Raw genomic sequence first — 22,480 nt, 5'->3', positions numbered from 1 at the left:
CATGACGCACACCACCCCCGAGGCCAGCAAGGTCACGACGCTCGACTTCCCGGACGCCCCGCAGCCGGTGCGGGACCTCTCCGCCCAGGGTGTCTCCATCTGGCTCGACGACCTGTCCCGCCCGATGGTCCGCGAGGGCGAGCTGCAGAAGCTGCTCGACACCCGCGCGGTGGTCGGCGTGACCACCAACCCGTCCATCTTCTCCAAGGCCCTCTCCGAGGCCGCCGACTACGACGAGCAGGTGCGCGAGCTCGCCGCCGAGGGCGTGGACGTCGACGAGGCGGTCTACCGCATCACCACCACCGACGTGGCCGAGGCCTGCGACCTGCTGCGCCCGGTGTACGACCGGACCGGCGGTCAGGACGGCCGCGTCTCCATCGAGGTGGACCCGCGCATGGCCGCCGACACCGCCGCGACCGTCGAGATGGCCGAGCGGCTGTGGGCCACCATCGACCGACCCAACCTGCTCATCAAGATCCCGGCCACCGTCGAGGGTCTGCCCGCCATCACCCAGGTGATCGCCCAGGGCATCAGCGTGAACGTGACGTTGATCTTCTCCCTGGACCGCTACCGCGGGGTCATGAACGCCTACCTGACCGGTCTCGAGCAGGCCCGTGAGGCGGGGCGCGACCTCTCCAGCATCCACTCGGTGGCGAGCTTCTTCGTCTCCCGCGTGGACGCCGAGGTGGACAAGCGCCTGACGGAGCTCGACGACCCCCGGGCCGCCGAGCTCAAGGGCCGGGCCGCGCTGGCGAACGCCCGCCTGGCCTACCAGGCCTACGACGAGGTGTTCTCCACCCCGCGCTGGGCCAACCTGTCCGATGCGGGGGCGAACGTCCAGCGTCCGCTCTGGGCCTCCACCTCGGTGAAGGACGAGTCGCTGCCGGACACGCTGTACGTGACCGAGCTGGTGGCCCCGAACACCGTCAACACGATGCCGGGCGCGACGTTGGAGGCCGTCGCCGACCACGCGGAGGTCACCGGCGACACCGTCCAGGGCACCTACGAGGAGTCCGCCGAGGTGCTCAACGCCCTCGAGGCGCTGGGCATCCGCTACCAGGAGGTCGTCGAGGTCCTGGAGCGCGAGGGCGTCGAGAAGTTCACCGACGCGTGGGCGGACCTGCTGGAGTCCGTCACCGAGCAGCTCGACGCCGCCACGGCCTGAGAGGGAGGAACCACCCATGTTGGAACGCTCCAGCGAGATCATCGTCGACGCCACCGGGCCGGCCGCCGACGCCATCGGTGAGCACGTGCAGCGCCTGGTCGCCGACGAGGTGGCCAGCCGCATCGCGGCCAAGGACGCCACCCTGTGGGGTCCTCGGGCCCAGGAGGAGGCCGCGAAGCGCCTCGGCTGGGTGGACCTGCACCGCACCAGCCGGGCGCTGATCGGCGAGGTGGAGACCCTCGCCGACCGCTACGCCCGACGCGGGTGCGACCGCGTGGTGCTGTGCGGCATGGGTGGGTCGTCCTTGGCCCCGGAGGTGATCGCCGGCACCGCCCGCAAGGAGCTGGTGGTCTGCGACTCCTCCGACCCGTCGATGGTGGCCGCCGCCATCGGCAGCCCGCAGGACCTGGCCCGCACCGTGGTGGTCGTCTCCTCCAAGAGCGGCTCCACGGCCGAGACCGACTCGCAGCGGCGCGTCTTCGTGGACGCGTTCACCGAGGCCGGCCTGGAGCCGACCGAGCACATGGTGGTGGTCACCGACCCCGGGTCGCCGCTGGACGAGATGTCCCGCGCCGACGGGTACGACGTGGTCAACGCCGACCCGGAGGTGGGCGGGCGCTACTCGGCCCTCACCGCCTTCGGGCTGGTGCCCAGCGCCCTGGCGGGCGTGGACGTGGCCGCCCTGCTCGACGAGGCCGAGGCCGTGGCCGACGTGCTGGCCCTGGACGACGACGGCAACCCGGCCCTGCGCCTCGGCGCCGTCCTCGCCGGACAGGCGGGGCCGGCGGGGCAGGCGGGCGAGTCGGCCGCCCCGCGCCGCGACGTGCTGGTCATCACCGAGGCCGGCACCTGGATCCGCGGTCTGGGTGACTGGGCCGAGCAGCTCATCGCCGAGTCCACGGGCAAGGAGGGCACCGGTGTGCTGCCGGTGGTGGACGTCCCGGCCACCCTCGGCGAGGAGCCGCTGGCGCACCGCTGGGCCGACTCCCCCGACGTGACGATCGCCCGCATCATCGGCGACGAGGTGGACGAGCGCGACGACGACCTGGAGGGTGAGGACGCCCAGCCGGTCGACACCGACCACCCTGCCGCGGTGGTGAACGTGGGCGGCTCGCTCGGCGCCCACTTCCTGTTGTGGGAGACCGCCACGGCGGTGGCCGGCTACCTGCTGGGCATCAACCCCTTCGACCAGCCGGACGTGGAGAGCGCCAAGGAGGCCGCCCGCGAGCAGATGTCCGGCGAGGGCACCGCCGCCGACGCTCCGGTGTTCACCGCCAGCGAGGTGGAGGTCCGCTCCCCCGGCGCCGACTTCTTGGGCGATGCGGCCAGCGTGCGGCAGGCGGTGCAGGCGCTCCTGGCGCAGGTCGGTCCCAGCGGCTACCTGGCGGTCATGTCCTACGTGGACCGCTGGGCCCACGCCGACGAGGCCGCGCCGGCACAGGAGGCCCTCGCCCGCGCGACGGGCCGGCCCGTCACCATCGGGTGGGGCCCCCGCTTCCTCCACTCGACCGGGCAGTTCCACAAGGGTGGACCGGCCGATGGGGTGTACCTGCAGGTCACGCGCGCCGTCCCCGAGGACCGGGACCTGGGTGTTCCCGGCAAGGACTTCACCCTCGGCGAGCTGCTGGCCGCGCAGGCCACCGGCGACGCCCAGGTGCTGGCCGGGCTCGACCGCCCGGTGCTCCGCCTGGACGCCCTGACCGATGCGGGCTACGCCGCCGTCGTCGAGGCGCTCCAGCACCCCGAGAACGACGCATGAGCCCGGCACGCGTCACGGCCGACCACAACCCGCTGCGGGCGGACGACGACAAGCGGCTCCCCCGCATCGCCGGGCCCAGCGCGCTGGTGCTCTTCGGGGTGACCGGCGACCTGGCCCGCAAGAAGCTGCTGCCGGCCATCTACGACCTTGCCAACCGGGGGCTGCTGCCCTCGGGCTTCTCCCTGGTGGGCTTCGCACGCCGCGACTGGGACGGGCAGGACTTCGACGCCGAGGTGAGGAAGGCGGTCATGGAGCACTGCCGCACGCCCTTCGACGAGGACGTGTGGAAGCAGCTCCAGCAAGGCACGCGCTTCGTCGCCGGCACCTTCGACGACGAGGGCGCCTACGACGAGCTGCGCGGGGTGCTGGAGGAGCTCGACGAGCTGCGCGGCACCGGGGGCAACCGTGCCTTCTACCTCTCCATCCCGCCCCGCTTCTTCGCCGAGGTGTGCCAGCAGCTCCAGGCCGCAGGGCTCTCCACCCCCGAGGAGGGCTCTTGGCGCCGCGTGGTGATCGAGAAGCCCTTCGGGCACGACGAGAAGTCCGCGCGGGAGCTCAACGCCATCGTGGAGGAGGTCTTCCCGCCGGACTCGATCTTCCGCATCGACCACTACCTGGGCAAGGAGACGGTCCAGAACATTCTGGCGCTGCGCTTTGCCAACCAGATGTTCGAGCCGATCTGGAACGCCAACTACGTGGACCACGTGCAGATCACGATGGCCGAGGACATCGGCATCGGGGGACGCGCCGGGTACTACGACGGCGTCGGCGCGGCCCGCGACGTCATTCAGAACCACCTGCTGCAGCTCATGGCGCTGACCGCGATGGAGGAGCCCACCAGCTTCGACGCGCGCCACCTGCGCATGGAGAAGGAGAAGGTGCTGGCCTCCACCAGCCTGGCCGGGAGCGTCGACGACGCCGCCGTGCGGGGGCAGTACGCCGCGGGCTGGCAGGGCAACGAGAAGGTCGGGGGCTACCTCCAGGAGGAGGGTGTGGCCGACGGCTCGGTCACGGAGACCTACGCCGCGCTGAAGCTCGCGGTGGACACCCGTCGCTGGGCCGGTGTGCCCTTCTACCTGCGGGCCGGCAAGCGGCTGGGCAAGCGGGTCAGCGAGATCGCCGTGGTCTTCAAGCGCGCCCCGCACCTGCCGTTCAGCCACACCGCCACCGAGGAGCTGGGGCAGAACGCCATCGTGATCCGGGTGCAGCCCGACGAGGGCGTGACCATGCGCTTCGGCTCGAAGGTGCCCGGACCGCAGATGGAGGTGCGCGACGTGACGATGGACTTCGGGTACGGCAACGCCTTCACCGAGTCCTCCCCCGAGGCCTACGAGCGGTTGATCCTGGACGTCCTGCTGGGCGAGCCGCCGCTGTTCCCCCGGCACGAGGAGGTCGAGCTGTCCTGGCGCATCCTGGACCCGGTGACCGCCCGCTGGGCCTCCCCGCAGGCCGAGCGACCGGAGCAGTACGCCGCCGGCACCTGGGGACCGGCCGCGAGTGACGCGATGATGGCCGCCGACGGACGCTCCTGGAGGCTCCCGTGATCCTCGACTACCCCGACGTCTCCGCACGGACGCTCGCCCGCGAGCTCGTCCGCATCCGCACTGACCAGGGCGCGATGGCGCTGGGCCGGGTGCTCAGCCTGGCCGTGGTCACCGACGAGGACCGGGTGAACCAGGTGCTCGAGGTGGCCACCGCGGCCACGCGCCAGCACCCCAGCCGCATCATCGTGCTGGTGAAGGGCAACGCCCGCGGCAAGGCCCGCCTGGACGCCCAGATCCGCCTCGGCGGCGATGCGGGCGCCAGCGAGATCGTGGTGCTGCGGCTCTACGGCGAGCTGGTGCGCCACGAGCACGCCGTCCTGCTGCCCCTGCTGTTGCCGGACTCCCCCATCGTGGCCTGGTGGCCCGGTGCCCCGCCGAAGAAGTTCCACGAGTCCCCGGTGGCCCAGGTCGCCAGCCGCCGCATCACGACCATGGCCGAGGCGGGCAACCCCTCCACCACGCTCTCGCGCATGGCCTCCAGCTACGAGCCGGGCGACACCGACATCGCGTGGACGCGCGTGACGCGCTGGCGGGCCCTGCTGGCCGCCGCCCTGGACGAGCCGCCCTTCGAGCAGGTCACCTCGGTGACGGTCACCGGCGGCTCCGACAGCCCGCGGGTGGACCTCCTGGGCCTGTGGCTCGGGATGGCCCTGAAGTGCCCCGTCACGCGCGCACGGTCGCGTCCTGGGGAGGGCGTGATGTCGGTGCGCATGGACCGCGCCTCCGGGCCGATCGACCTGGTGCGCGTGGACGACGACAGCGCCCTGCTGCTGGCACCGGGCAAGCTGCCCCGACGGGTGACCCTGCCGCACAGCACCATGGCGCAGAGCCTCTCGGCCGAACTGCACCGGCTCGACATCGACGACGTCTACGAGCGCGTGCTCTCGAGCGTCAAGAAGGTCGACGTCACTCAGACCACCGCCAGCGAGGCCTACCGCTCCGGCAAGGCCCTGGACACCGCCGGGGCCCTCGAGGCCGAGCGGACGGGCCTCACCCAGCCCAAGGACTCCTGACCATGGACCTGCACATCGCTGCCTCGCAGGAGGCGAACGCTGCCGCCGTCGTCGACGCCCTCGTCGAGCTGGCAGGCACGCGCGACCCCGTCCACGTGGGCCTCACCGGGGGCTCGATGGGGGTGGCCGTCGCCGCTGAGATCGGTCGCCGGTGGGGTGCTGGCCAGGCCGACTTCTCCGGCGTCCACTGGTGGTTCAGCGACGAGCGCCACCTGCCCGCGGGCGACGCCGAGCGCAACGCCGTGCAGGTGCGTGACGCGATGGGGGCCGTGCCGCTGGCGGACGCTCGCTTCCACGTGGTCGCGGCGCCGGTGCTCGACGTGGAGCCGGACCGGCTGGGCGCGGAGGACGCTGCGGCGGACTACGCCGAGCAGATGCAGGTCATCGCCCAGCGCGACGGGCTGCCGGTGCTGGACGTCGTGATGCTCGGGGTCGGTCCCGACGCCCACGTCGCCTCGCTGTTCCCGGGGCACCCGGACTCCGCGGCCACCGGGGTGTGGACCACGGCCGTGGACGACTCCCCCAAGCCGCCCCCGCTGCGGGTGTCGTTCACGATGGAGGTGATCCGCTCCGCCGACCAGGTGTGGCTGGTGGCCAGTGGCGAGGGCAAGGCCGAGGCCCTGGCCGCAGCCGTGGAGGTGTACCCGGAGCACGTGGACGCCGCGGTGGAGGACCTCGAGGGTGAGCCCTTGGACGTGCCCGCCGGCTGGGCCACCGGTCGCTCCGCGACGCGCTGGTTCCTCGACGAGGCCGCGGCCTCCCGACTGGGTGGCTGAGCCGGGCTGAGCGGGGCCGTCGGGCTCAGGCGGTGCCGCGCTGCTCGCGCAGCTTGCCGAGCGCCTCGTCGAGCAGGGCAGCGCCCGCGGCGTCGTCCCGGCGCTCCTGCACGTAGGCCAGGTGTGTCTTGTAGGGCGTGATGCTGGGGGGGTCCGGTGGGTTCGCCGGGTCGGTCCCCGCAGGCAGGCCGCACCGGATGCAGTCCCACTGCTCGGGGAGCTCGGCGTCGGTCTCCGCCGAGAAGCGCACCGTGGTGGTGTGGCCCTTGGAGCAGTGGAAGGTCACGTCGGTGCCCGGAGCGTCCTCCCCGCGTTCCATCTCCCCCATCGGCCCGGAGCCGACCCTCGTGCCACGGATGGCTTGTCCACCGGTCACCATGCGGAACTCCTGTCGTCGTACCCATCCGGCGCGACGCGCCGGGCGGTGCGCTCGTGCCTTACTTGATGATGCCCAGGGCCACCACGGTGGCGAACCACGCGACCGCCATGCCGACGGTGATGCGGTTGAGGTTGCGCTCGGCCACCGTGGAGGACCCGCCGGTGGCGGAGATGCCACCACCGAACATGTCCGACAGACCACCGCCCCGCCCCTTGTGCATGAGGATGAGCAGCACGAGGAAGAGGCTCGTGATCACGAGCGCTCCGTCGAGGAGGAGGCGGATGATGTCCATGGGCGAAGGGTAACAACCGGTCCGGTGTGTCAGCGGCCGTGGTGGGACCGGAAGCGGACGATCGAGGCGAACTCCTCGGCGGTGAGCGAGGCGCCGCCGACCAGGGCGCCGTCCACGTCGGCCTCGTCCATGATCTCGGCGATGTTCGTCGGCTTGACCGACCCGCCGTAGAGCACGCGCATCCCCGCGGCCAGCTCCGCCCCGTGGGTGTGCGCGACCTGCTCGCGGATCGCTGCACAGACCTCCTGCGCGTCGGCGCTGGAGGCCACCTCGCCGGTGCCGATCGCCCAGACGGGCTCGTAGGCGATGACGGCGTGGGCGAGCTCCTCGGCGGACAGGCCCTCCAGGGCCGCGGCGACCTGCCGGGTGACGAAGGCCAGGTGCTCGCCGGCCGCACGCGTCTCGGAGGACTCCCCCACGCAGACGATGGGGGCCAGCCCGGCCGCCAGGGCGGCCTTGACCTTCAGGTGCACCACCGCATCGGTCTCCGCGTGGTGCTCGCGGCGCTCGGAGTGGCCCACGATGACGAACTCGCAGCCGAGCTTGGCCAGCATGCCGCCGGAGATGTCTCCGGTGTGCGCGCCGGAGGCGTGCTCCGAGAGGTCCTGGGCCCCGAGCTTGATGTCGAGCTTGTCGGCCATGATCAGCGTCTCGACGCTGCGCAGGTGCGTGAACGGCGGGAAGACTGCCACCTCCACCGCATCGAAGCTGTGCGAGGCGTCCCGCAGCACCCAGTCGAGCTTCTGCACCAGGTGGGTGGCTTGCAGGTGGTCGAGGTTCATCTTCCAGTTGCCCGCGATCAGCGGGAGGCGCTCGGTCATGCCAGCACCGCCAGGCCCGGGAGCTCCTTGCCCTCGAGGTACTCCAGCGAGGCCCCGCCGCCGGTGGAGATGTGGCCGAAGTCCTCGTCGGCGAACCCGAGCTGGCGGACGGCGGCCGCGGAGTCGCCGCCGCCGACCACGGTCAGGGCGCCGTCGCGGGTGATGTCCACCAGGGCCTGCGCCACGGCCTGCGTGCCGGCGGCGTAGGGCTCCATCTCGAAGGCGCCCATGGGGCCGTTCCAGAACACGGTGCGGCAGTCGGACAGCTTCTCGGCGAACAGGCGCGCGGACGCGGGGCCGATGTCCAGCCCCATCCGGTCGGCGGCGATGGCGTCGACGCCCACGACCTCGTGGTCGGCCTCGGCGGAGAACTCGGTGGCGGCCACCACGTCGGTGGGCAGGACGATCTCGACGCCCTGGGCCTCGGCCTGCTCCAGGTAGCCCTTGCAGGCCTCGACCTGGTCGGCCTCCAGCAGGCTCTTGCCGACCTCGTGGCCCTGGGCCGCCAGGAAGGTGAAGACCATGCCCCCGCCGATCAGCAGGCGGTCGGCGGTGCCGATGAGGTTGTCGATGACGCCGAGCTTGTCGCTGACCTTGGCACCGCCCAGGACCACGGCGTAGGGACGCTCGGGCGACTCGGTGAGCTGCTGCATCACCTCGACCTCGGTCTGCACCAGGCCGCCGGCTGCCGCCGGGAGCAACTGGGCGATCTCGTGGACGCTGGCCTGCGCGCGATGGACCACGCCGAACCCGTCGGAGACGTAGCGGTCGGCGAGCTCGGCGAGCTGGCGGGCGAACTCGGTGCGCTCGGTGGCGTCCTTGCTGGTCTCACCGGCGTTGAAGCGCAGGTTCTCCAGCAGGACGATGTCGCCCTCCCCCAGCGCCTCGACGGCCGCGCGGGCCTTCTCGCCCACCGTGTCGCCGGCGAAGGCGACCTCGCGGCCCACCAGCTCCGAGAGGCGGCCCACCAGCGACTCCAACGAATACTGCGGGTCCGGCTCGCCCTTCGGGCGGCCCAGGTGCGCCACGACGACGACCTTCGCGCCCGCATCGGACAGCTTCTTCAGCGTCGGGGCCGAGGCGACCAGCCGTCCGTCATCGGTGATGGTGGTGCCGTCCAGCGGCACGTTCAGGTCGGAGCGGACGAGGACGCGCTGTCCGCGCAGGTCCCCCAGATCGTCGATGGTGCGCACGGTGTGGCCTTTCGGGATCGTCGTTGATCACTCAGCGGGCAGGTGTGGGGCACAGCGCCCGGCGGGGCTATCCTGCCGGACGGCCCCGCCGGGTGTGAAACGGGTCAGTCGAGGGTGCGGCCGAGCAGCTCGCAGAGGTCCACCAGACGGTTGGAGTAGCCCCACTCGTTGTCGTACCAGCCGGCGATCTTGACCTGGTCGCCCTGCACGCGGGTGAGCCCGGCGTCGTAGATGCAGCTCGCCGGGTTGGTGACGATGTCGGAGGAGACCAGGTCCTCCTCGGAGTACTCGAGGTAGCCCTTGAGCTCGGCCTCGGCGGCCTTCTTGAAGGCGGCGTTGAGCTCCTCCACGGTGGCCTGCTTCTCGAGGCGGACCGTGAGGTCGGTGATCGAGCCGGTGGGGACCGGCACGCGGAAGGCGAAGCCGTCGAGCTTGCCCTCCAGGTGCGGCAGCACGGTGGAGATGGCCTTGGCCGCACCGGTCTTGGTGGGCACCACGTTCAGGGCGGCGGCGCGGGCGCGACGGAGGTCCTTGTGAGGGCCGTCCTGCAGGTTCTGGTCGGCCGTGTAGGCGTGGACCGTGGTCATCAGGCCGCTGACGATCCCGAACTCGGAGTCCAGCACCTTGACCATCGGCGCCAGGCAGTTCGTGGTGCAGGAGGCCATGGACAGCACGTGGTGCTTCTCGGGGTCGTAGTCGCCCTCGTTGACGCCCAACACGAGCGTGGCGTCCACGCCCTTGCCCGGGGCGCTGATGACGACCTTCTTGGCGCCGGCGTCGATGTGCTCGTGCGCTCCTTGGGCATCGGTGAAGCGCCCGGTGGCCTCGATGACGACGTCCGCGCCGATCTCACCCCACGGCAGCAGCTCGGGGTCGTCGATGGAGGTGGCGGCGATGCGGTGTCCGTCGACCGTGATCGACTCCTCGTCGCAGGTGACCTCCTCGCGCATGGGGCCGAGCACCGAGTCGTACTTCAACAGGTGGGCCAGGGTCTGGTTGTCGGTCAGGTCGTTCACGCCGACGATCTGGATGTCGGCCTCGGAGGCCAGGGCAGCGCGGGCGAAGTTGCGTCCGATGCGGCCGAAGCCGTTGATTCCCACACGAACGGTCATGGTGCGTCCTTCCGATGACTTCTGGAGACGGGGCGGGCGCGCATCCCGGACGCTCGCGGCACCCGTACGCACTCGTCCCCGGAGGGTCCGATGCGGCACTGCAATCGGCGTTCGCCCGCCAATCTACGCCACGCGGCGGGATCAGTCCTGCGGGGTGTCGGTGGCCTGCGCCACGTCCGGGGCGGCCTCGTCGGAGAGCAGGGCGTCGACCTCCGCCTCACTGATCGTGACCCGGGTGTCGTCCACGCCCAGCTCGGCCGCACGGCGGTCGGCCATGGCCAGCAGACGGCGGATCCGCCCGGCCACGGCGTCCTTGGTCAGCGGCGGTGTCGCCAGCTGTCCGAGCTCCTCCAGGGAGGCCTGCTTGTGCTCCATGCGGAGCGTCCCGGCCACGCGCAGGTGCTCTGGCACCTCGTCGCCGAGGAGCTCCATGGCGCGGGCCACCCGGGCACTGGCGGCCACGGCGGCGCGCGCCGAGCGGCGCAGGTTCGCGTCGTCGAAGTTGGCCAACCGGTTGGCGGTCCCGCGGACCTCTCGCCGCATCCGGCGCTCCTCCCAGGCCAGCACCGCATCGTGGGCCCCCATGCGGGTGAGCAGGGCGCTGATCCCGTCGCCGTCGCGCACCACCACGCGGTCCACGCCGCGCACCTCGCGGGACTTCGCCGCGATGTCGAGCCGGCGGGCGGCCCCGACCAGGGCGAGGGCGGCCTCCGGCCCGGGGCAGGTCACCTCGAGGCTCGAGGACCGGCCGGGCTCGGTGAGGGAACCGCGCGCCAGGAAGGCTCCGCGCCACGCAGCCTCGGCGGCGGCGACGGGGCCGCGCACCACCCGCGCGGGCAGGCCCCGGACCGGCCGCCCCTGGGTGTCGAGGAGGCCCGTCTGGCGGGCGAGCGACTGCCCACCCTCGACCACGCGGACCACGTAGCGGGTCGTGCGACGCAACCCACCGGCGCTGAGCACCAGCAGCTCGCTGTCGTGGCCGTAGAGCTCGCTGATGGCCGCCCGGGTGCGGCGGGCGGCGCTGGCCGTGTCCACCTCGGCCTCGATGACGACCCGGCCACCGACCAGGTGGAGGGCACCGGCGAAGCGCAGCAGGGAGGACACCTCCGCCTTGCGGGCCTCGGCGGTGGGCACGACGACGCGTGACAGCTCGTCCTTGAGGGATGCGGTCATGGCCATGTGTTCCATGTTCCCACGGCCGGCGAGTGGGTCCCGGTCGCCGTCATCCCAGGTGCAAGAGGTCCTGGTAGGCCGTCGCCAGGCGCAACACGTCGTGCACGCCCGGGCGGGTGCGGCTCACGAGGTCGGTCACGTGCACCTCCCCGTCGGACTCACGCACCAGCGCCTCCAGCGCGTGCCGGTCCTCGGGGTCCGCCACCTGCTGTTGGTGCACCAGCACCACGTTGGGCACGAAGCCCGGTGCGTTCTCCAGCACGGCCGCCACCTGCTCAGCGGGCGAGCGGCCCTGGTTCTCCCCCGTGCTGTCGATGTTCATCGTCAGCACCCGGCGGGCGGAGGTCTGGACGATGGCGTCCCGGAGCTCCGGGAGCAGCAGGTGCGGCATCACCGAGGTGTACCAAGACCCCGGGCCCAGGACCACGAAGTCCGCGGCCAGCACCTCCTGGACCGCCTGGGGCTCCGCAGCGGCGGTTTCGGGCGTGAGGCGCACCTTCTCCACGTACCCCTGGCTGCGGGCGACCTCCTTCTGGCCGACGACCACCTCGCGGGCCAGCGGGTCCTGCGGGTCGTTGCCGCGGACGGTCGCCTCGATGCCCAGGGGGTGCTCGGACATGGGGAGGACGCGGCCCCGGGCGCCGATGAGCTTGCCGAGGGCACTCAGCCCCTCGACCGGGCCGCCCAGCCGGTTCCAGGCGGTCAGGATGAGCAGGTTCCCCAGCGCGTGGCCCTCGAGCTCGCCCGCCAGCTGGGCGAGATCGGGCTCCTGCTCGCCATGGCGGCGCGACCGCGCAAAGCGGTGCTGCAGCAGCTCGCGCCAGGCCTGTCCCTTCTCCGAGTCGTCGCAGAGGGCCGCCAGTGCCATCCGGAGGTCACCGGGTGGGATGGTGCCGTAGTCATCACGCAGTCGACCGCTGGACCCGCCGTTGTCGGCGACGGTGACCACCGCGGTGAGGTCGCGGGTCAGGTGGCGCAGGGCGGTCAGGGTGGCGTACAGACCGTGCCCTCCGCCCAGGGCCACGACGCGGGGTGGCATCTGGAGCGACCCGGTCAGGGCCGTCCGGGTGCCGGACATCAGCTCGGCCATCGGCTCACTCCTCCTCGGGGGACGGGTTCGGTGCGAGGGGCATGGCGCATCACTCCCGCCCCAGGTCGCGGTGCAGGCTCACTGCAGAGACCTCGGTGGCCTGCAGGCGGCGGGCGATCTCGTCGGTAATGGCCACCGAACGGTGCTTCCCCCCGGTGCACCCGATGGCCAGGGTGACGAACCGGCGGTGCTCCCGGCGGTAGCCCTCCACCATCGGCTCGAACATCGCCAGGGCTCGCTCGACGAAGTCCGCAGCGCCGGGCTGGCTCAGCACGAAGTCGCGGACCGGGGCGTCGGTGCCGTTGTGGGCGCGCAGCTCGGGCACCCAGTAGGGATTGGGCAGGAAGCGCAGGTCGAGCACGATGTCGGCGTCCAGGGGCAGCCCGTACTTGAAGCCGAAGCTCATGACCGAGACGTGGGGCACGTCCTCCCAGGGCTTGACCAAGCGGCTGATGCGGGCGCTGAGCTGGTGGACGTTCAGGGCACTGGTGTCGATGACGACGTCGGCCGCGGCGCGCAGCGCGCCCAGCATGCGGCGCTCGGTGCGGATGCCGTCGAGGAGGCGACCGGTCCCCTGCACCGGGTGCGGGCGGCGCACGGACTCGAAGCGCCGGACCAGCTCGGCGTCGGTGGCCTCCAGGAACATCAGCCACGGCTTCCAGTCCGCTTCGCGCAACTGCGCCATCGCCGCGGCGAGGTCCCCCATCAGGGCCTCGCTGCGCACGTCGCATGCCACGGCCAGGGGCGGGATGTCGCGCCCTTGGCTGCGCAGCCGGGCGGCGAGGTCGGCCAGAGCCGGAACGAGCTGGGGCGGCAGGTTGTCCACCACGTACCAGCCCATGTCCTCCAGGACGTTCGTGGTGGTGGTGCGGCCGGCCCCGGACATGCCGGAGACGATCATGATGTCCCGCGGGTCGCCGTCCGGGGGCTGGGAAGGCCCCCGTTCGGCGCGCTGGATGAGCTCGGTGAGCAACTGGGTGCGGGGCGCCTGCCAGACCCGGGCCCCGGTCCGGGTGGAGGGAGTCGTCATGGGGGCCATTCTGGCAGCCGTCAGTCCAGCACCTCGCCCGTGGTGACGTTCACCGCGGGCGCGGCCGTCGAACCGGACAGGTGCTCCTGCACGGTCCGGGCCAGACCCGGCCCGATGCCCGGCACCGCCGCGAGCTCCTCGGGGGTGGCCGCGCGGATGGCGCGGACCGTGCCGAAGGCCTCCAGCAGGGCCCGGCGGCGGGCCGGGCCCAGGCCGGGGACGGTGTCGAGCTCGCTGGCGGTCATGGCCTTGGACCGCCGTTGCCGGTGGAAGGTGATGGCGAACCGGTGGGCCTCGTCGCGCAGGCGCTGCAGCAGGAACAGGGCGTCGCTGCTGCGGGGCAGCACCAACGGGAAGTCGTCCCCGGGGACCCACACCTCCTCCAGCCGCTTGGCCAGACCCACCACGGCGATGTCCTCGGCGCCCGCGGCATCGAGGGCCGCCCGCGCGGAGTTCACCTGCGGCAGGCCACCGTCCACCACGATCAGCTGCGGCGGGTAGGCGAAGCGCTTGGCGGGCCGCGGTGAGGTCGAGTCGCCGGCCTCGTCGGACGCACCCTGCCGCGGCCCGTCGGACAGGTCGTCCCCCTCCGGCGAGCTGGTGCCGTGGCGGAAGCGGCGGGTGAGGACCTCCGCCATCGCGCGGGTGTCGTCGGCGGGCTCGCGCACGATGAAACGCCGGTACTCGGACTTGCGAGGCAGTCCGTCCTCGAAGACCACCATCGAGCCGACGGAGTTCTCCCCCTGCGTGTGGGAGATGTCGTAGCACTCGATCCGCAGGGGCGCCTCGGCGAGGCCGAGCGCCTCCTCGAGCTCTGCCAGCGCGGCCGATCGCGCCGTCAGGTCCCCGGCGCGGCTCATCTTGTGCCGGGCCAGGGACTCCTCGGCGTTGCGGATGACGGTGCGCAGCAGGGTGGCCTTGTCGCCGCGCTCCGGCGTGCGGATGGTGACCTGTGAGCCCCGCATCGAGGTGAGCCACTCGGTGAGGACCTCGTGGTCGGTGGGGTCGGTCGACACCAGGACCTCGCGGGGGATCTCCTCGTCGCCGGTGCCGTAGAACTGGCGCAGGAGGTGCTCGATGGCCTCGGCGGTGGGGTGGTCCTCCTTGTCGACCACCCAACCGCGCTGGCCACGGATGCGCCCACCCCGCACGTGGAAGACCTGCACCGCGGCCTCCAGCTCGTCGTCCGCGATGCCGAAGAGATCGGCGTCCACCGTCTCGTTGAACACCACGGCGGACTTCTCCAGCACCTTCTCCAACGCGCCCAGGTCGTCGCGCAGGCGGGCGGCGTTCTCGAAGTCCAGGTCCGCCGCGGCCTGCTCCATACGGCCCCGCAGGTCGCGCAGCAGACCCGCCGTGTCGCCGGACATGAAGCGGCAGAAGTCGTTCACGATCTCCCGGTGCTGCTCGGGGGTGACCGCGCCGACGCAGGGCGCCGAGCACTTGTCGATGTACCCCAGCAGGCACGGCCGCCCGGCCGCCGCAGCACGGTTGTAGACCCCCTTGCTGCAGGTGCGGATGGGGAACACGCGCGTGGCCAGGTCGAGCGTCTCGCGGATGGCCCAGGCCTGGGCGAAGGGTCCGTAGTACCGGTTGCCCTTGCGCTTGGCCCCCCGCATCACCATCGCCCGCGGGACCTCCTCGGCCCAGGTGACGGCGAGGTAGGGGTAGGACTTGTCGTCCCGGTACTTGACGTTGAACCGGGGGTCGAACTCCTTGATCCAGGCGTACTCGAGCTGCAGCGCCTCGACCTCGGTGTTGACGACGGTCCACTCGACCGACGCCCCGGTGTTCACCATCTGCCGGGTGCGGGGGTGCAGCTGGGCGGGGTTCTGGAAGTACGAGCTCAGCCGGGAGCGCAGCGACTTGGCCTTGCCCACGTAGATGACGCGGCCGTGGGTGTCGCGGAAGCGGTACACCCCCGGAGAGGTCGGGATCTCCCCGGGGCGGGGGCGGTAGCTGGCGGGATCGGCCATCAGGACGCGGCGGACACCGAGAGCACCTGGGAGAGGTAGCGGCCGGTGTGGCTCTCGGGCACCGCGGCGACCTCCTCCGGGGTGCCGGTGGCCACGACGGTGCCGCCCTTGTCACCGCCCTCGGGGCCCATGTCGATGATGTGGTCCGCGCTGCGGATGACGTCGAGGTTGTGCTCGATCACCAGCACGGTGTTGCCCTTGTCCGCCAGCGACTGCAGCACGTCCAGCAGGCGCCGGACGTCCTCGAAGTGCAGCCCGGTGGTCGGCTCGTCGAGGACGTAGACCGTCCGGCCGCTGGAGCGCTTCTGCAGCTCGGCCGCCAGCTTCACCCGCTGCGCCTCACCACCGCTGAGCGTGGTGGCGGGCTGCCCCAGCCGGACGTAGCCCAGGCCCACGTCCACCAGGGTCTGCAGGTGCCGGGAGATGGACCCGATGGCCCCGAAGAACTCCAGCGCCTCCTCGATGGACATGGCCAGCACGTCGGCGATGGTCCGGCCCTTGAAGTGGACCTCGAGGGTGTCGCGGTTGTAGCGCGCGCCGTGGCACTCCTCGCAGGGCACGTACACGTCGGGCAGGAAGTTCATCTCGATGCGCAGGGTGCCGTCACCCGAGCACGCCTCGCAGCGCCCGCCCTTGACGTTGAAGCTGAAGCGGCCGGGCCCGTACCCGCGGACCTTGGCCTCCTCGGTGTCGGCGAAGAGCGAGCGCACCTTGTCGAAGACCCCGGTGTAGGTGGCCGGGTTCGACCGCGGGGTGCGCCCGATGGGGCTCTGGTCGACGTGCACCACCTTGTCCAGGTGCTCCAGCCCCTTGATGGTGCGGTGGCGCCCGGGGATGCGGCGCGCACCGTTCAGCCGGTTGGCCAGCGTCGTGTAGAGGATGTCGTTGACCAGGGTGGACTTGCCCGAGCCGGACACCCCGGTGATGCAGGTGAACGTACCCAGCGGGAAGCGCACGTCCACGTCGTGCAGGTTGTTCTCCGAGGCGCCGCGCACCTCCACGTGGTGGCCGTTGCCCGGTCGGCGGACACTCGGGGTCTCCAGCGCGCGCCGGCCGGCGAGGTAGTCACCGGTGATGGAGTCGCTCTCCAGCAGGCCCTCGACCTCGCCGGAGTAGACGACCTCTCCCCCGTGCTCCCCGGCGCCCGGCCCGATGTCGATGACCCAGTCGGACGTGCGGATCGTGTCCTCGTCGTGCTCGACGACCACCAGGGTGTTCCCGAGGTCACGCAGGCGCGTGAGGGTGTCGATGAGGCGCTGGTTGTCGCGCTGGTGCAGGCCGATGGAGGGCTCGTCCAGCACGTACAGGACGCCCACCAGGCCCGCGCCGATCTGCGTCGCGAGGCGGATGCGCTGGGCCTCCCCGCCGGAGAGTGAGCCCGCGGCGCGGTCCAGCGTGAGGTAGTCCAGCCCGACGTCGAGCAGGAACCCGAGCCGGGCCTGGATCTCCTTGAGCACCTGCGCCGCGATGCGCGCCTGCTGCTCGGAGAGCTCCATCTGGTCCAGGAAGCGGGCGGCCTCGGCGATGGAGAGGCGAGACAGCTCGGCGATGTTGATGCCGTCGATGCGGACCGCGAGCACCTCGGGACGCAGGCGCGCGCCCTGGCAGTCCGGGCAGGGGATCTGCCGCATCAGCTGCTGGTAGCGCTCCCGCATCTGGTCGGACTCGGTGTCCGCGTGCAGGCGCTTGACCTGGGTGACCGCGCCCTCGAAGCCGGTGGAGTAGTTGCGTTCGCGACCGAACCGGTTGCGGTAGCGCACGTGCACCTTGTGCTCGTGGCCGAAGAGGATCGCCTGGCGGGCGCGCTGGGGCAGCGCGCGCCAGGGGGTGTCCATGTCGAACGCGAGCTCCTGCGAGAGCGCCTCGACCACACGACGGTGGTAGTCGGCCATCTTCTTGCCCTGGGCCCACAGCGTGACCGCGCCCTCGTTGAGGCTCAGCTCCTCGTCCGGGACCAGCAGGTCGGGGTCGACCTCGAGCTCGGTGCCGATGCCGTGGCAGGTGGGGCAGGCGCCGAAGGGCGCGTTGAAGGAGAACGTGCGCGGCTCGATCTCCTCGATGCCGATGGGGTGCTCGTTCGGGCACGCGAGGTGCTCGGACAGCACGCGCTCCGGTGGCAGGCCGCTCTCGTCGCCCTCGGCGTCGACGTCGACGTAGTCGACGACCAGCCGGCCCTCGGCAAGCTTCAGGGCGGTCTCCACCGAATCGGTCAGGCGGGTGATGAAGCGGCGGTCCGGCTCACCGTCGACCTGCTTGGCCTTGAGACGGTCGACCACCACCTCGATGGTGTGCTTGTAGGTCTTCGCGAGCTTCGGCGGGTCGGAGAGCTGCACCGTCTCGCCGTCGACGCGGGCCCGGGCGAAGCCGCTGGTCTGCAGCTCGGAGAAGAGCTCCACGTGCTCGCCCTTGCGCCCCCGCACCACCGGGGCGAGGACCTGGAAGCGGGTGCCCTCCGGCACCGCGGCCAGCTGGTCCACGATCTGCTGGGTGGTCTGCCGCGCCACGACCTCACCGCAGACCGGGCAGTGCAGCACGCCGGCGCGGGCGAACAGCAGGCGCAGGTAGTCGTGCACCTCGGTGATCGTGCCCACCGTCGAGCGGGGGTTGCGGCTGGTCGACTTCTGGTCGATCGCCACCGCCGGCGAGAGGCCCTCGATGAACTCGACCTGCGGCTTGTCCATCTGTCCGAGGAACTGGCGGGCGTAGGACGACAGCGACTCCATGTACCGACGCTGGCCCTCGGCGAAGATGGTGTCGAACGCGAGCGAGGACTTGCCCGACCCGGACAGCCCGGTGAACGCCACCAGCGCGTTGCGGGGGAAGTCCACCGAGACGTTCTTCAGGTTGTTCTCGCGGGCTCCACGCACCACGATGCGGTCGCGGCTGGGTGCCTTCTGCGTGCTCACCAGGGGGGTCCTCACCATCTGCTGCCGGGGGTCGCGTCCAGTCTAGGGACGCCCGGTGACAACCTCCCCGGGATGCGGTCCATTCCCTGCCGCGCCGAGCCCCCAGCGCCCCGGGCATGCACCTAGGGTGGCTCCATGAGCCAGCCCTCCCCCAGCACCCAGGCCCCCATCGCCGACCACGCGCTGCTCTCCGACGCGCGGACCGCTGCGCTGGTGACCAGCGACGGCCGGGTCGACTGGCTGTGCCTCCCCCGCTTCGACTCCGAGGCGGTGCTGACCTCCCTGCTGGGGACGCCCGACCACGGCGAGTGGATGCTGCGGCCCAGGGGGATCACCCGCAGCCAGCGGCAGTACCTCCCGGACTCGCTGGTGCTACGCACCGAGCACGCCGTGGAGCACGCGGGCGCCACCGGCACGCTCGAGCTGACCGAGTTCATGCCCCTCCACGGGGAACGGGCGGACCTCATCCGCACGGTGAGGTGCACGGCCGGGAGGGTCACCCTCGACCACACGTGGACGGTCCGGATGGCCTACGGCGCGGTCCGGCCGTGGGTGCGTCGTGACCACGACCCGCGTGGGCGCGAGGTGCTGGTGGCCGTGGCCGGCCCGGACAAGGTGGTGCTGCACGGGGACCGCCTGCCCACCGCCGAGGGCTCCCACCATCGCGAGGTCATCGAGCTGGCGGAGGGCGACGAGCTCTGCTTCAGTCTCACCTGGGTACCGGCGTGGCGGGATGTCCCGCCCGCCCTCGACGCCTCCCGCGCGTTGCGCGAGACCGTCGAGGAGTCCCGGCGCTGGATGGGCTGCCTCGGCCCGCTCGCCGAGGAGGGGGCCTGGGCCCCGGCCGTCCGCCGGTCGGTCCAGGTGCTGCGCGGCCTCACACACGACGAGACCGGCGGCATCGTGGCAGCCCCCACCACCAGCCTCCCGGAGACGATCGGCGGCGAGCGCAACTGGGACTACCGGTATACGTGGCTGCGGGACGCCGCCTTCACCGTCGAGGCGCTGCTGGCGTGCGGTGCCCTGGACGAGGTGGAGGCCTGGCGCACCTGGCTGCTGCGCGCCGTGGCCGGGGACCCCGAGGACCTGCAGATCATGTACGGCATCGACGGGCGGCGGCGGCTGACGGAGCACGAGCTGGACCACCTCCCCGGGCACGCGGGGTCCACCCCGGTGCGGATCGGCAACGGCGCCTTCGACCAGGTGCAGACCGACGTCCTCGGGGAGGTCATGTACTGCCTCGAGCAGGCCCGCAGGGCGGGGCTCGAGGAGAGTGGCGCCAGCTGGGCCCTCCAGGTCGCCCTCGTGAACCACCTCGCCGCCCACTGGCAGGAGCCGGACAACGGGCTGTGGGAGATCCGTGGACCGCGGCAGCACTTCACGCACTCCCGAGTGATGGTGTGGGCGGCCTTCGACGCCGCGGTGAAGGGGGTGGAGGACCACGGCCTGCCCGGCCCCGTGGAGACCTGGCGCCGCCTGCGCGACGAGGTCCGCGACGAAGTGCTGGACCGCGGCTGGAGCCAGGAGCGCCACAGCTTCCGCCAGCACTACGAGACCGACGAGGTGGACGCCGCCCTGCTCATGCTGCCGATGGTCGGGTTCCTCCCGGCCGACGACCCCCGCGTGCTGGCAACCATCCGGGCCGTCCAGGAGGACCTCGGCGTGGACGGGCTGGTGCTGCGCTACCGCACCGAGACCGGGGTCGACGGCCTGCAAGGAGAGGAGCACCCCTTCCTCATCTGCAACTTCTGGCTCGTGATCGCCCTGGCCGCCGCGGGGCAGCGCGGGGAGGCCGACGCGCTGATGGCGCGGTTGGTGGGGGTGGCCAACGACCTCGGGCTGCTCGCCGAGGAGTACGACCCCCTCAGTGACACGATGATGGGCAACTTCCCCCAGGCCTTCAGCCACATCGGCGTCGTCCTGGCAGCCCGGGCCCTGCGCGCGGCATGAGCACGCCCACCCCGATCCTCCCGCTGCGGCCCCGGGGGACCACAGAGTACGGGCCGGTGGCGCTGGTGGTCGTGGCGGTGCTCAGCGTGCAGGTCGGCGGGGCCTTCGCGGCGACGCTGCTGCCCTCGCTGGGGGTGCTGGGCACCACGGCCCTGCGCTTGGTCATAGCCGGTGTGCTGCTGGCCCTGGTCACGCGCCCCCGCCTGAGCGGTCGGACGGCCGGCGACTGGCGGGCGGTGCTCGTCTTCGCCGCGGCGCTGACCCTCATGAACGCCTTCTTCTACGGCTCCCTGACCCGCCTGGACATCGGTGTGGCCGTCACCATCGAGTTCACCGGGCCGCTGCTCATGTCGGCCGTGCTCTCACGCAGCCGGCGTGACCTGCTGGCCGTGCTGGCCGCCGCCGCCGGCGTGGTGCTGGTGAGCGGGGGGTGGCGCCTGCTGGCCGGGGGCGAGGCCGTGGACCCCCTCGGAGCACTCCTGGCGGCCCTCGCCGGCGCGTGCTGGTGCGGATACATCCTGACCAGCGCGCGGGTGGGTCAGCGCTTCGCCGGCCTGGACGGCATCGCGCTGGCCATGCTGCTGGGAGCCGTGGTGATGGCACCGCTGGGTGTCTGGTCCGCCGGCTCGCGGCTGCTGGAGCCGGAGCTGCTGGTCGTGGGCCTCCTGGTGGCGCTCGCCTCCTCCGCCATCCCGTACAGCCTGGAGCTGGTGGCCCTGCGACGACTCACTCCCGGCGTCTTCGGGGTGCTGCTCAGCCTCGAGCCGGCCGCCGCTGCCGGGGCCGGCGTGGTGGTGCTGGGCCAGTGGATGGAGCCGCTGCAGGTGCTCGGCGTCTCGCTGGTGGTGCTGGCCAGCGTGGTGATCATGGCCCGCCCCCGCCCCCGCCGCCGTGCCGAGCCGGGGAACGACACCGCCGCGACCGCGCAGTCCGACTGAACCCCGGGCACGACGAGGCCTTCGCTCCCCACCATGGGGAGCGGCACGATGAGGCCCCCGTTCCCCCTGCTGGGGGAACGGGGGCCTCATCGGCCCGTCCGCTGGGCGGTGCGGGAGCCGCACCGCCCGGGTGTCAGCCGCGCTGGTCGCTGCTCTGGAGGGAGTTGCCACCCCGGTCGTTGGAGCGACGGTTGCGCTCGTCCTTGCGCGTCTTCCAGAGGCTGGCCACGGTGGTGATGCCCAGGATGACCACGATCGCACCCAGGGAGACCGTGATCGGGATCTCCGGCGCCCACCCGATGTGCTCGCCGCCGTTGATGAAGGGCAGCTCGTTCTCGTGCATTGCGTGCAGGATCAGCTTCACACCGATGAAGGCCAGCAGCACCGAGAGGCCCACGCCCAGGTAGACCAGCTTCTTGAGCAGGTCACCGAGCAGGAAGTACAGCTGGCGCAGCCCCATCAGGGCGAACACGTTGGCCATCAGCACCAGGTAGGGCTCCTGGGTGAGGCCGAAGATGGCCGGGATCGAGTCCAGGGCGAAGAGCAGGTCGGTGGAGCCCAGCGCCAGGACGGTCAGCAGCATCGGGGTGATGAACTTGCTGGCGTTGCGCTTCACCACGAACTTGGTGCCGCCCTCCCAGTCGTCGACCGCCGGGAAGTGCTTCTTCACGAACTGGATGAACTTGTTCTCCTGGAACTCCTCGTCGTCGTCCTCGTTGATGGCCTCCAGGAAGAGCTTGATGGCCGTGTAGATGAGGAAGGCACCGAAGATGTAGAACACCCAGGAGAAGGCGTTGATCGCCGTGGCGCCGACCGCGATGAAGATCGCGCGCAGCACCAGGGCGATGATGATGCCCCACAGCAGAGCGTCCTGCTGGTACTTCCTCGGCACGCCGAACTTGGCCATGATGATGAGGAAGATGAACAGGTTGTCGATGCTCAGGGAGTACTCGGTCAACCATCCGGCGAAGAACTCGGTGCCGTACTGGGCCCCGGAGAAGAACCACACGCCGATGCCGAACAGCACCGCCGCGCTGACGTAGACCGTCAGGAAGCCGGTGGTCTCCTTGCGCGAGGGGACGTGGGGGTTGCGCATCGCCCACCACACGTCGAAGGACAGGACGATCACCGTCAGCGCCATGCTGACGATCCAGACCCACATGGGCACTGTCATGGAGGGAGAACCTTCCGTTGCTGCCACCGCAGTGGCTCGTGGTCAGTGTCCGGAGGTCTCTCCCACCTCGGGTGGGCCGAACTCCCGGAAGGGCGACCCTGTCGTCCCCTCGCAGGGGCAGGTCCGCACTTCGTGATGACGAGAGCTCACGCGGGGATACTCCCCTCCGTCGACGACATTCTAGGGGGT

The 22,480-nt window shown here is 71.7% G+C and carries 18 protein-coding genes; 7 read left to right on the top strand and 11 right to left on the bottom strand.

The genetic code is table 11. The annotated features are described in order from the left end of the window. Position 1 precedes the first annotated feature (1 nt). The 5 genes from tal to pgl are packed head-to-tail and all read left to right on the top strand — an operon-like array spanning position 2 to position 6,257. Positions 2-1,165 carry a transaldolase gene (tal, locus tag KSED_RS06445; protein WP_015779296.1) on the top strand — a complete coding sequence of 388 codons (1,164 nt, stop codon included), beginning with the start codon at positions 2-4 and terminating at the stop codon, positions 1,163-1,165. 16 nt (positions 1,166-1,181) lie between these two features. Continuing rightward, positions 1,182-2,924, top strand: coding sequence for a phosphoglucose isomerase-related protein (locus KSED_RS06440; RefSeq protein WP_015779295.1), 1,743 nt, complete (start codon positions 1,182-1,184; stop codon positions 2,922-2,924). Beyond that, positions 2,921-4,468 carry a glucose-6-phosphate dehydrogenase gene (gene zwf, locus KSED_RS06435; RefSeq protein ID WP_015779294.1) on the top strand — a complete coding sequence of 516 codons (1,548 nt, stop codon included), beginning with the start codon at positions 2,921-2,923 and terminating at the stop codon, positions 4,466-4,468. The genes KSED_RS06440 and zwf overlap by 4 nt, the downstream gene beginning before the upstream one ends. Next, positions 4,465-5,481 carry a glucose-6-phosphate dehydrogenase assembly protein OpcA gene (locus KSED_RS06430; protein WP_015779293.1) on the top strand — a complete coding sequence of 339 codons (1,017 nt, stop codon included), beginning with the start codon at positions 4,465-4,467 and terminating at the stop codon, positions 5,479-5,481. The genes zwf and KSED_RS06430 overlap by 4 nt, the downstream gene beginning before the upstream one ends. Positions 5,482-5,483: 2 nt before the next feature. After that, complete coding sequence (pgl, locus tag KSED_RS06425; protein WP_015779292.1) at positions 5,484-6,257, top strand: 6-phosphogluconolactonase; 774 nt, start codon at positions 5,484-5,486, stop codon at positions 6,255-6,257. Between the two features lie 25 nt (positions 6,258-6,282). On the opposite strand, the gene KSED_RS06420 is transcribed toward pgl, so the two are convergent. From KSED_RS06420 to uvrA, 10 genes are all read right to left on the bottom strand, one after another. Continuing rightward, a complete protein-coding gene (locus KSED_RS06420) occupies positions 6,283-6,636 on the bottom strand; it encodes an RNA polymerase-binding protein RbpA (protein WP_015779291.1) in 354 nt (117 codons plus the stop codon). A gap of 58 nt (positions 6,637-6,694) precedes the next feature. Beyond that, on the bottom strand, positions 6,695-6,928 hold the full coding sequence (gene secG / locus KSED_RS06415; protein WP_015779290.1) for a preprotein translocase subunit SecG: 234 nt from the start codon (positions 6,926-6,928) through the stop codon (positions 6,695-6,697). 29 nt (positions 6,929-6,957) lie between these two features. Beyond that, positions 6,958-7,749, bottom strand: a complete 792-nt coding sequence (tpiA, locus tag KSED_RS06410) for a triose-phosphate isomerase (RefSeq protein ID WP_015779289.1) — start codon at positions 7,747-7,749, stop codon at positions 6,958-6,960. After that, positions 7,746-8,942 carry a phosphoglycerate kinase gene (locus tag KSED_RS06405; protein WP_015779288.1) on the bottom strand — a complete coding sequence of 399 codons (1,197 nt, stop codon included), beginning with the start codon at positions 8,940-8,942 and terminating at the stop codon, positions 7,746-7,748. Before KSED_RS06405 ends, tpiA begins: the two co-directional genes overlap by 4 nt. A 104-nt stretch (positions 8,943-9,046) precedes the next feature. Continuing rightward, complete coding sequence (gene gap / locus KSED_RS06400) at positions 9,047-10,054, bottom strand: type I glyceraldehyde-3-phosphate dehydrogenase (RefSeq protein WP_015779287.1); 1,008 nt, start codon at positions 10,052-10,054, stop codon at positions 9,047-9,049. Between the two features lie 141 nt (positions 10,055-10,195). Next, positions 10,196-11,233, bottom strand: coding sequence for a DNA-binding protein WhiA (gene whiA / locus KSED_RS06395; protein WP_015779286.1), 1,038 nt, complete (start codon positions 11,231-11,233; stop codon positions 10,196-10,198). A 43-nt stretch (positions 11,234-11,276) separates the two neighbouring features. After that, positions 11,277-12,317: a gluconeogenesis factor YvcK family protein gene (locus KSED_RS06390; protein WP_015779285.1), complete on the bottom strand. Its 1,041-nt coding sequence runs from the start codon at positions 12,315-12,317 to the stop codon at positions 11,277-11,279. A 49-nt stretch (positions 12,318-12,366) separates the two neighbouring features. Further along, positions 12,367-13,347 (bottom strand): RNase adapter RapZ, encoded by a 981-nt coding sequence (rapZ, locus tag KSED_RS06385; protein WP_015779284.1) that lies wholly within the window; start codon positions 13,345-13,347, stop codon positions 12,367-12,369. A gap of 20 nt (positions 13,348-13,367) precedes the next feature. Beyond that, positions 13,368-15,323, bottom strand: coding sequence for an excinuclease ABC subunit UvrC (uvrC, locus tag KSED_RS06380; RefSeq protein ID WP_015779283.1), 1,956 nt, complete (start codon positions 15,321-15,323; stop codon positions 13,368-13,370). Further along, positions 15,323-18,247, bottom strand: coding sequence for an excinuclease ABC subunit UvrA (gene uvrA / locus KSED_RS06375; protein WP_049758387.1), 2,925 nt, complete (start codon positions 18,245-18,247; stop codon positions 15,323-15,325). The genes uvrC and uvrA overlap by 1 nt, the downstream gene beginning before the upstream one ends. Positions 18,248-18,364: 117 nt before the next feature. Between uvrA and KSED_RS06370 the strand changes: the two genes are divergently transcribed. Both KSED_RS06370 and KSED_RS06365 read left to right on the top strand, forming a co-directional pair. After that, entirely contained in the window at positions 18,365-20,179 is a 1,815-nt protein-coding gene (locus KSED_RS06370; RefSeq protein WP_015779281.1) for a glycoside hydrolase family 15 protein, read from the top strand. Continuing rightward, positions 20,176-21,117, top strand: a complete 942-nt coding sequence (locus KSED_RS06365; RefSeq protein WP_049758385.1) for an EamA family transporter — start codon at positions 20,176-20,178, stop codon at positions 21,115-21,117. Before KSED_RS06370 ends, KSED_RS06365 begins: the two co-directional genes overlap by 4 nt. A gap of 133 nt (positions 21,118-21,250) precedes the next feature. On the opposite strand, the gene KSED_RS06360 is transcribed toward KSED_RS06365, so the two are convergent. After that, positions 21,251-22,291 carry a TerC family protein gene (locus tag KSED_RS06360; protein ID WP_049758383.1) on the bottom strand — a complete coding sequence of 347 codons (1,041 nt, stop codon included), beginning with the start codon at positions 22,289-22,291 and terminating at the stop codon, positions 21,251-21,253. Positions 22,292-22,480: the final 189 nt, after the last annotated feature.

Origin of the sequence: Kytococcus sedentarius DSM 20547, from assembly GCF_000023925.1 — a bacterium.
Classification (GTDB): domain Bacteria; phylum Actinomycetota; class Actinomycetes; order Actinomycetales; family Dermatophilaceae; genus Kytococcus; species Kytococcus sedentarius.
This window is presented reverse-complemented; position numbering and strand designations above follow the sequence as displayed.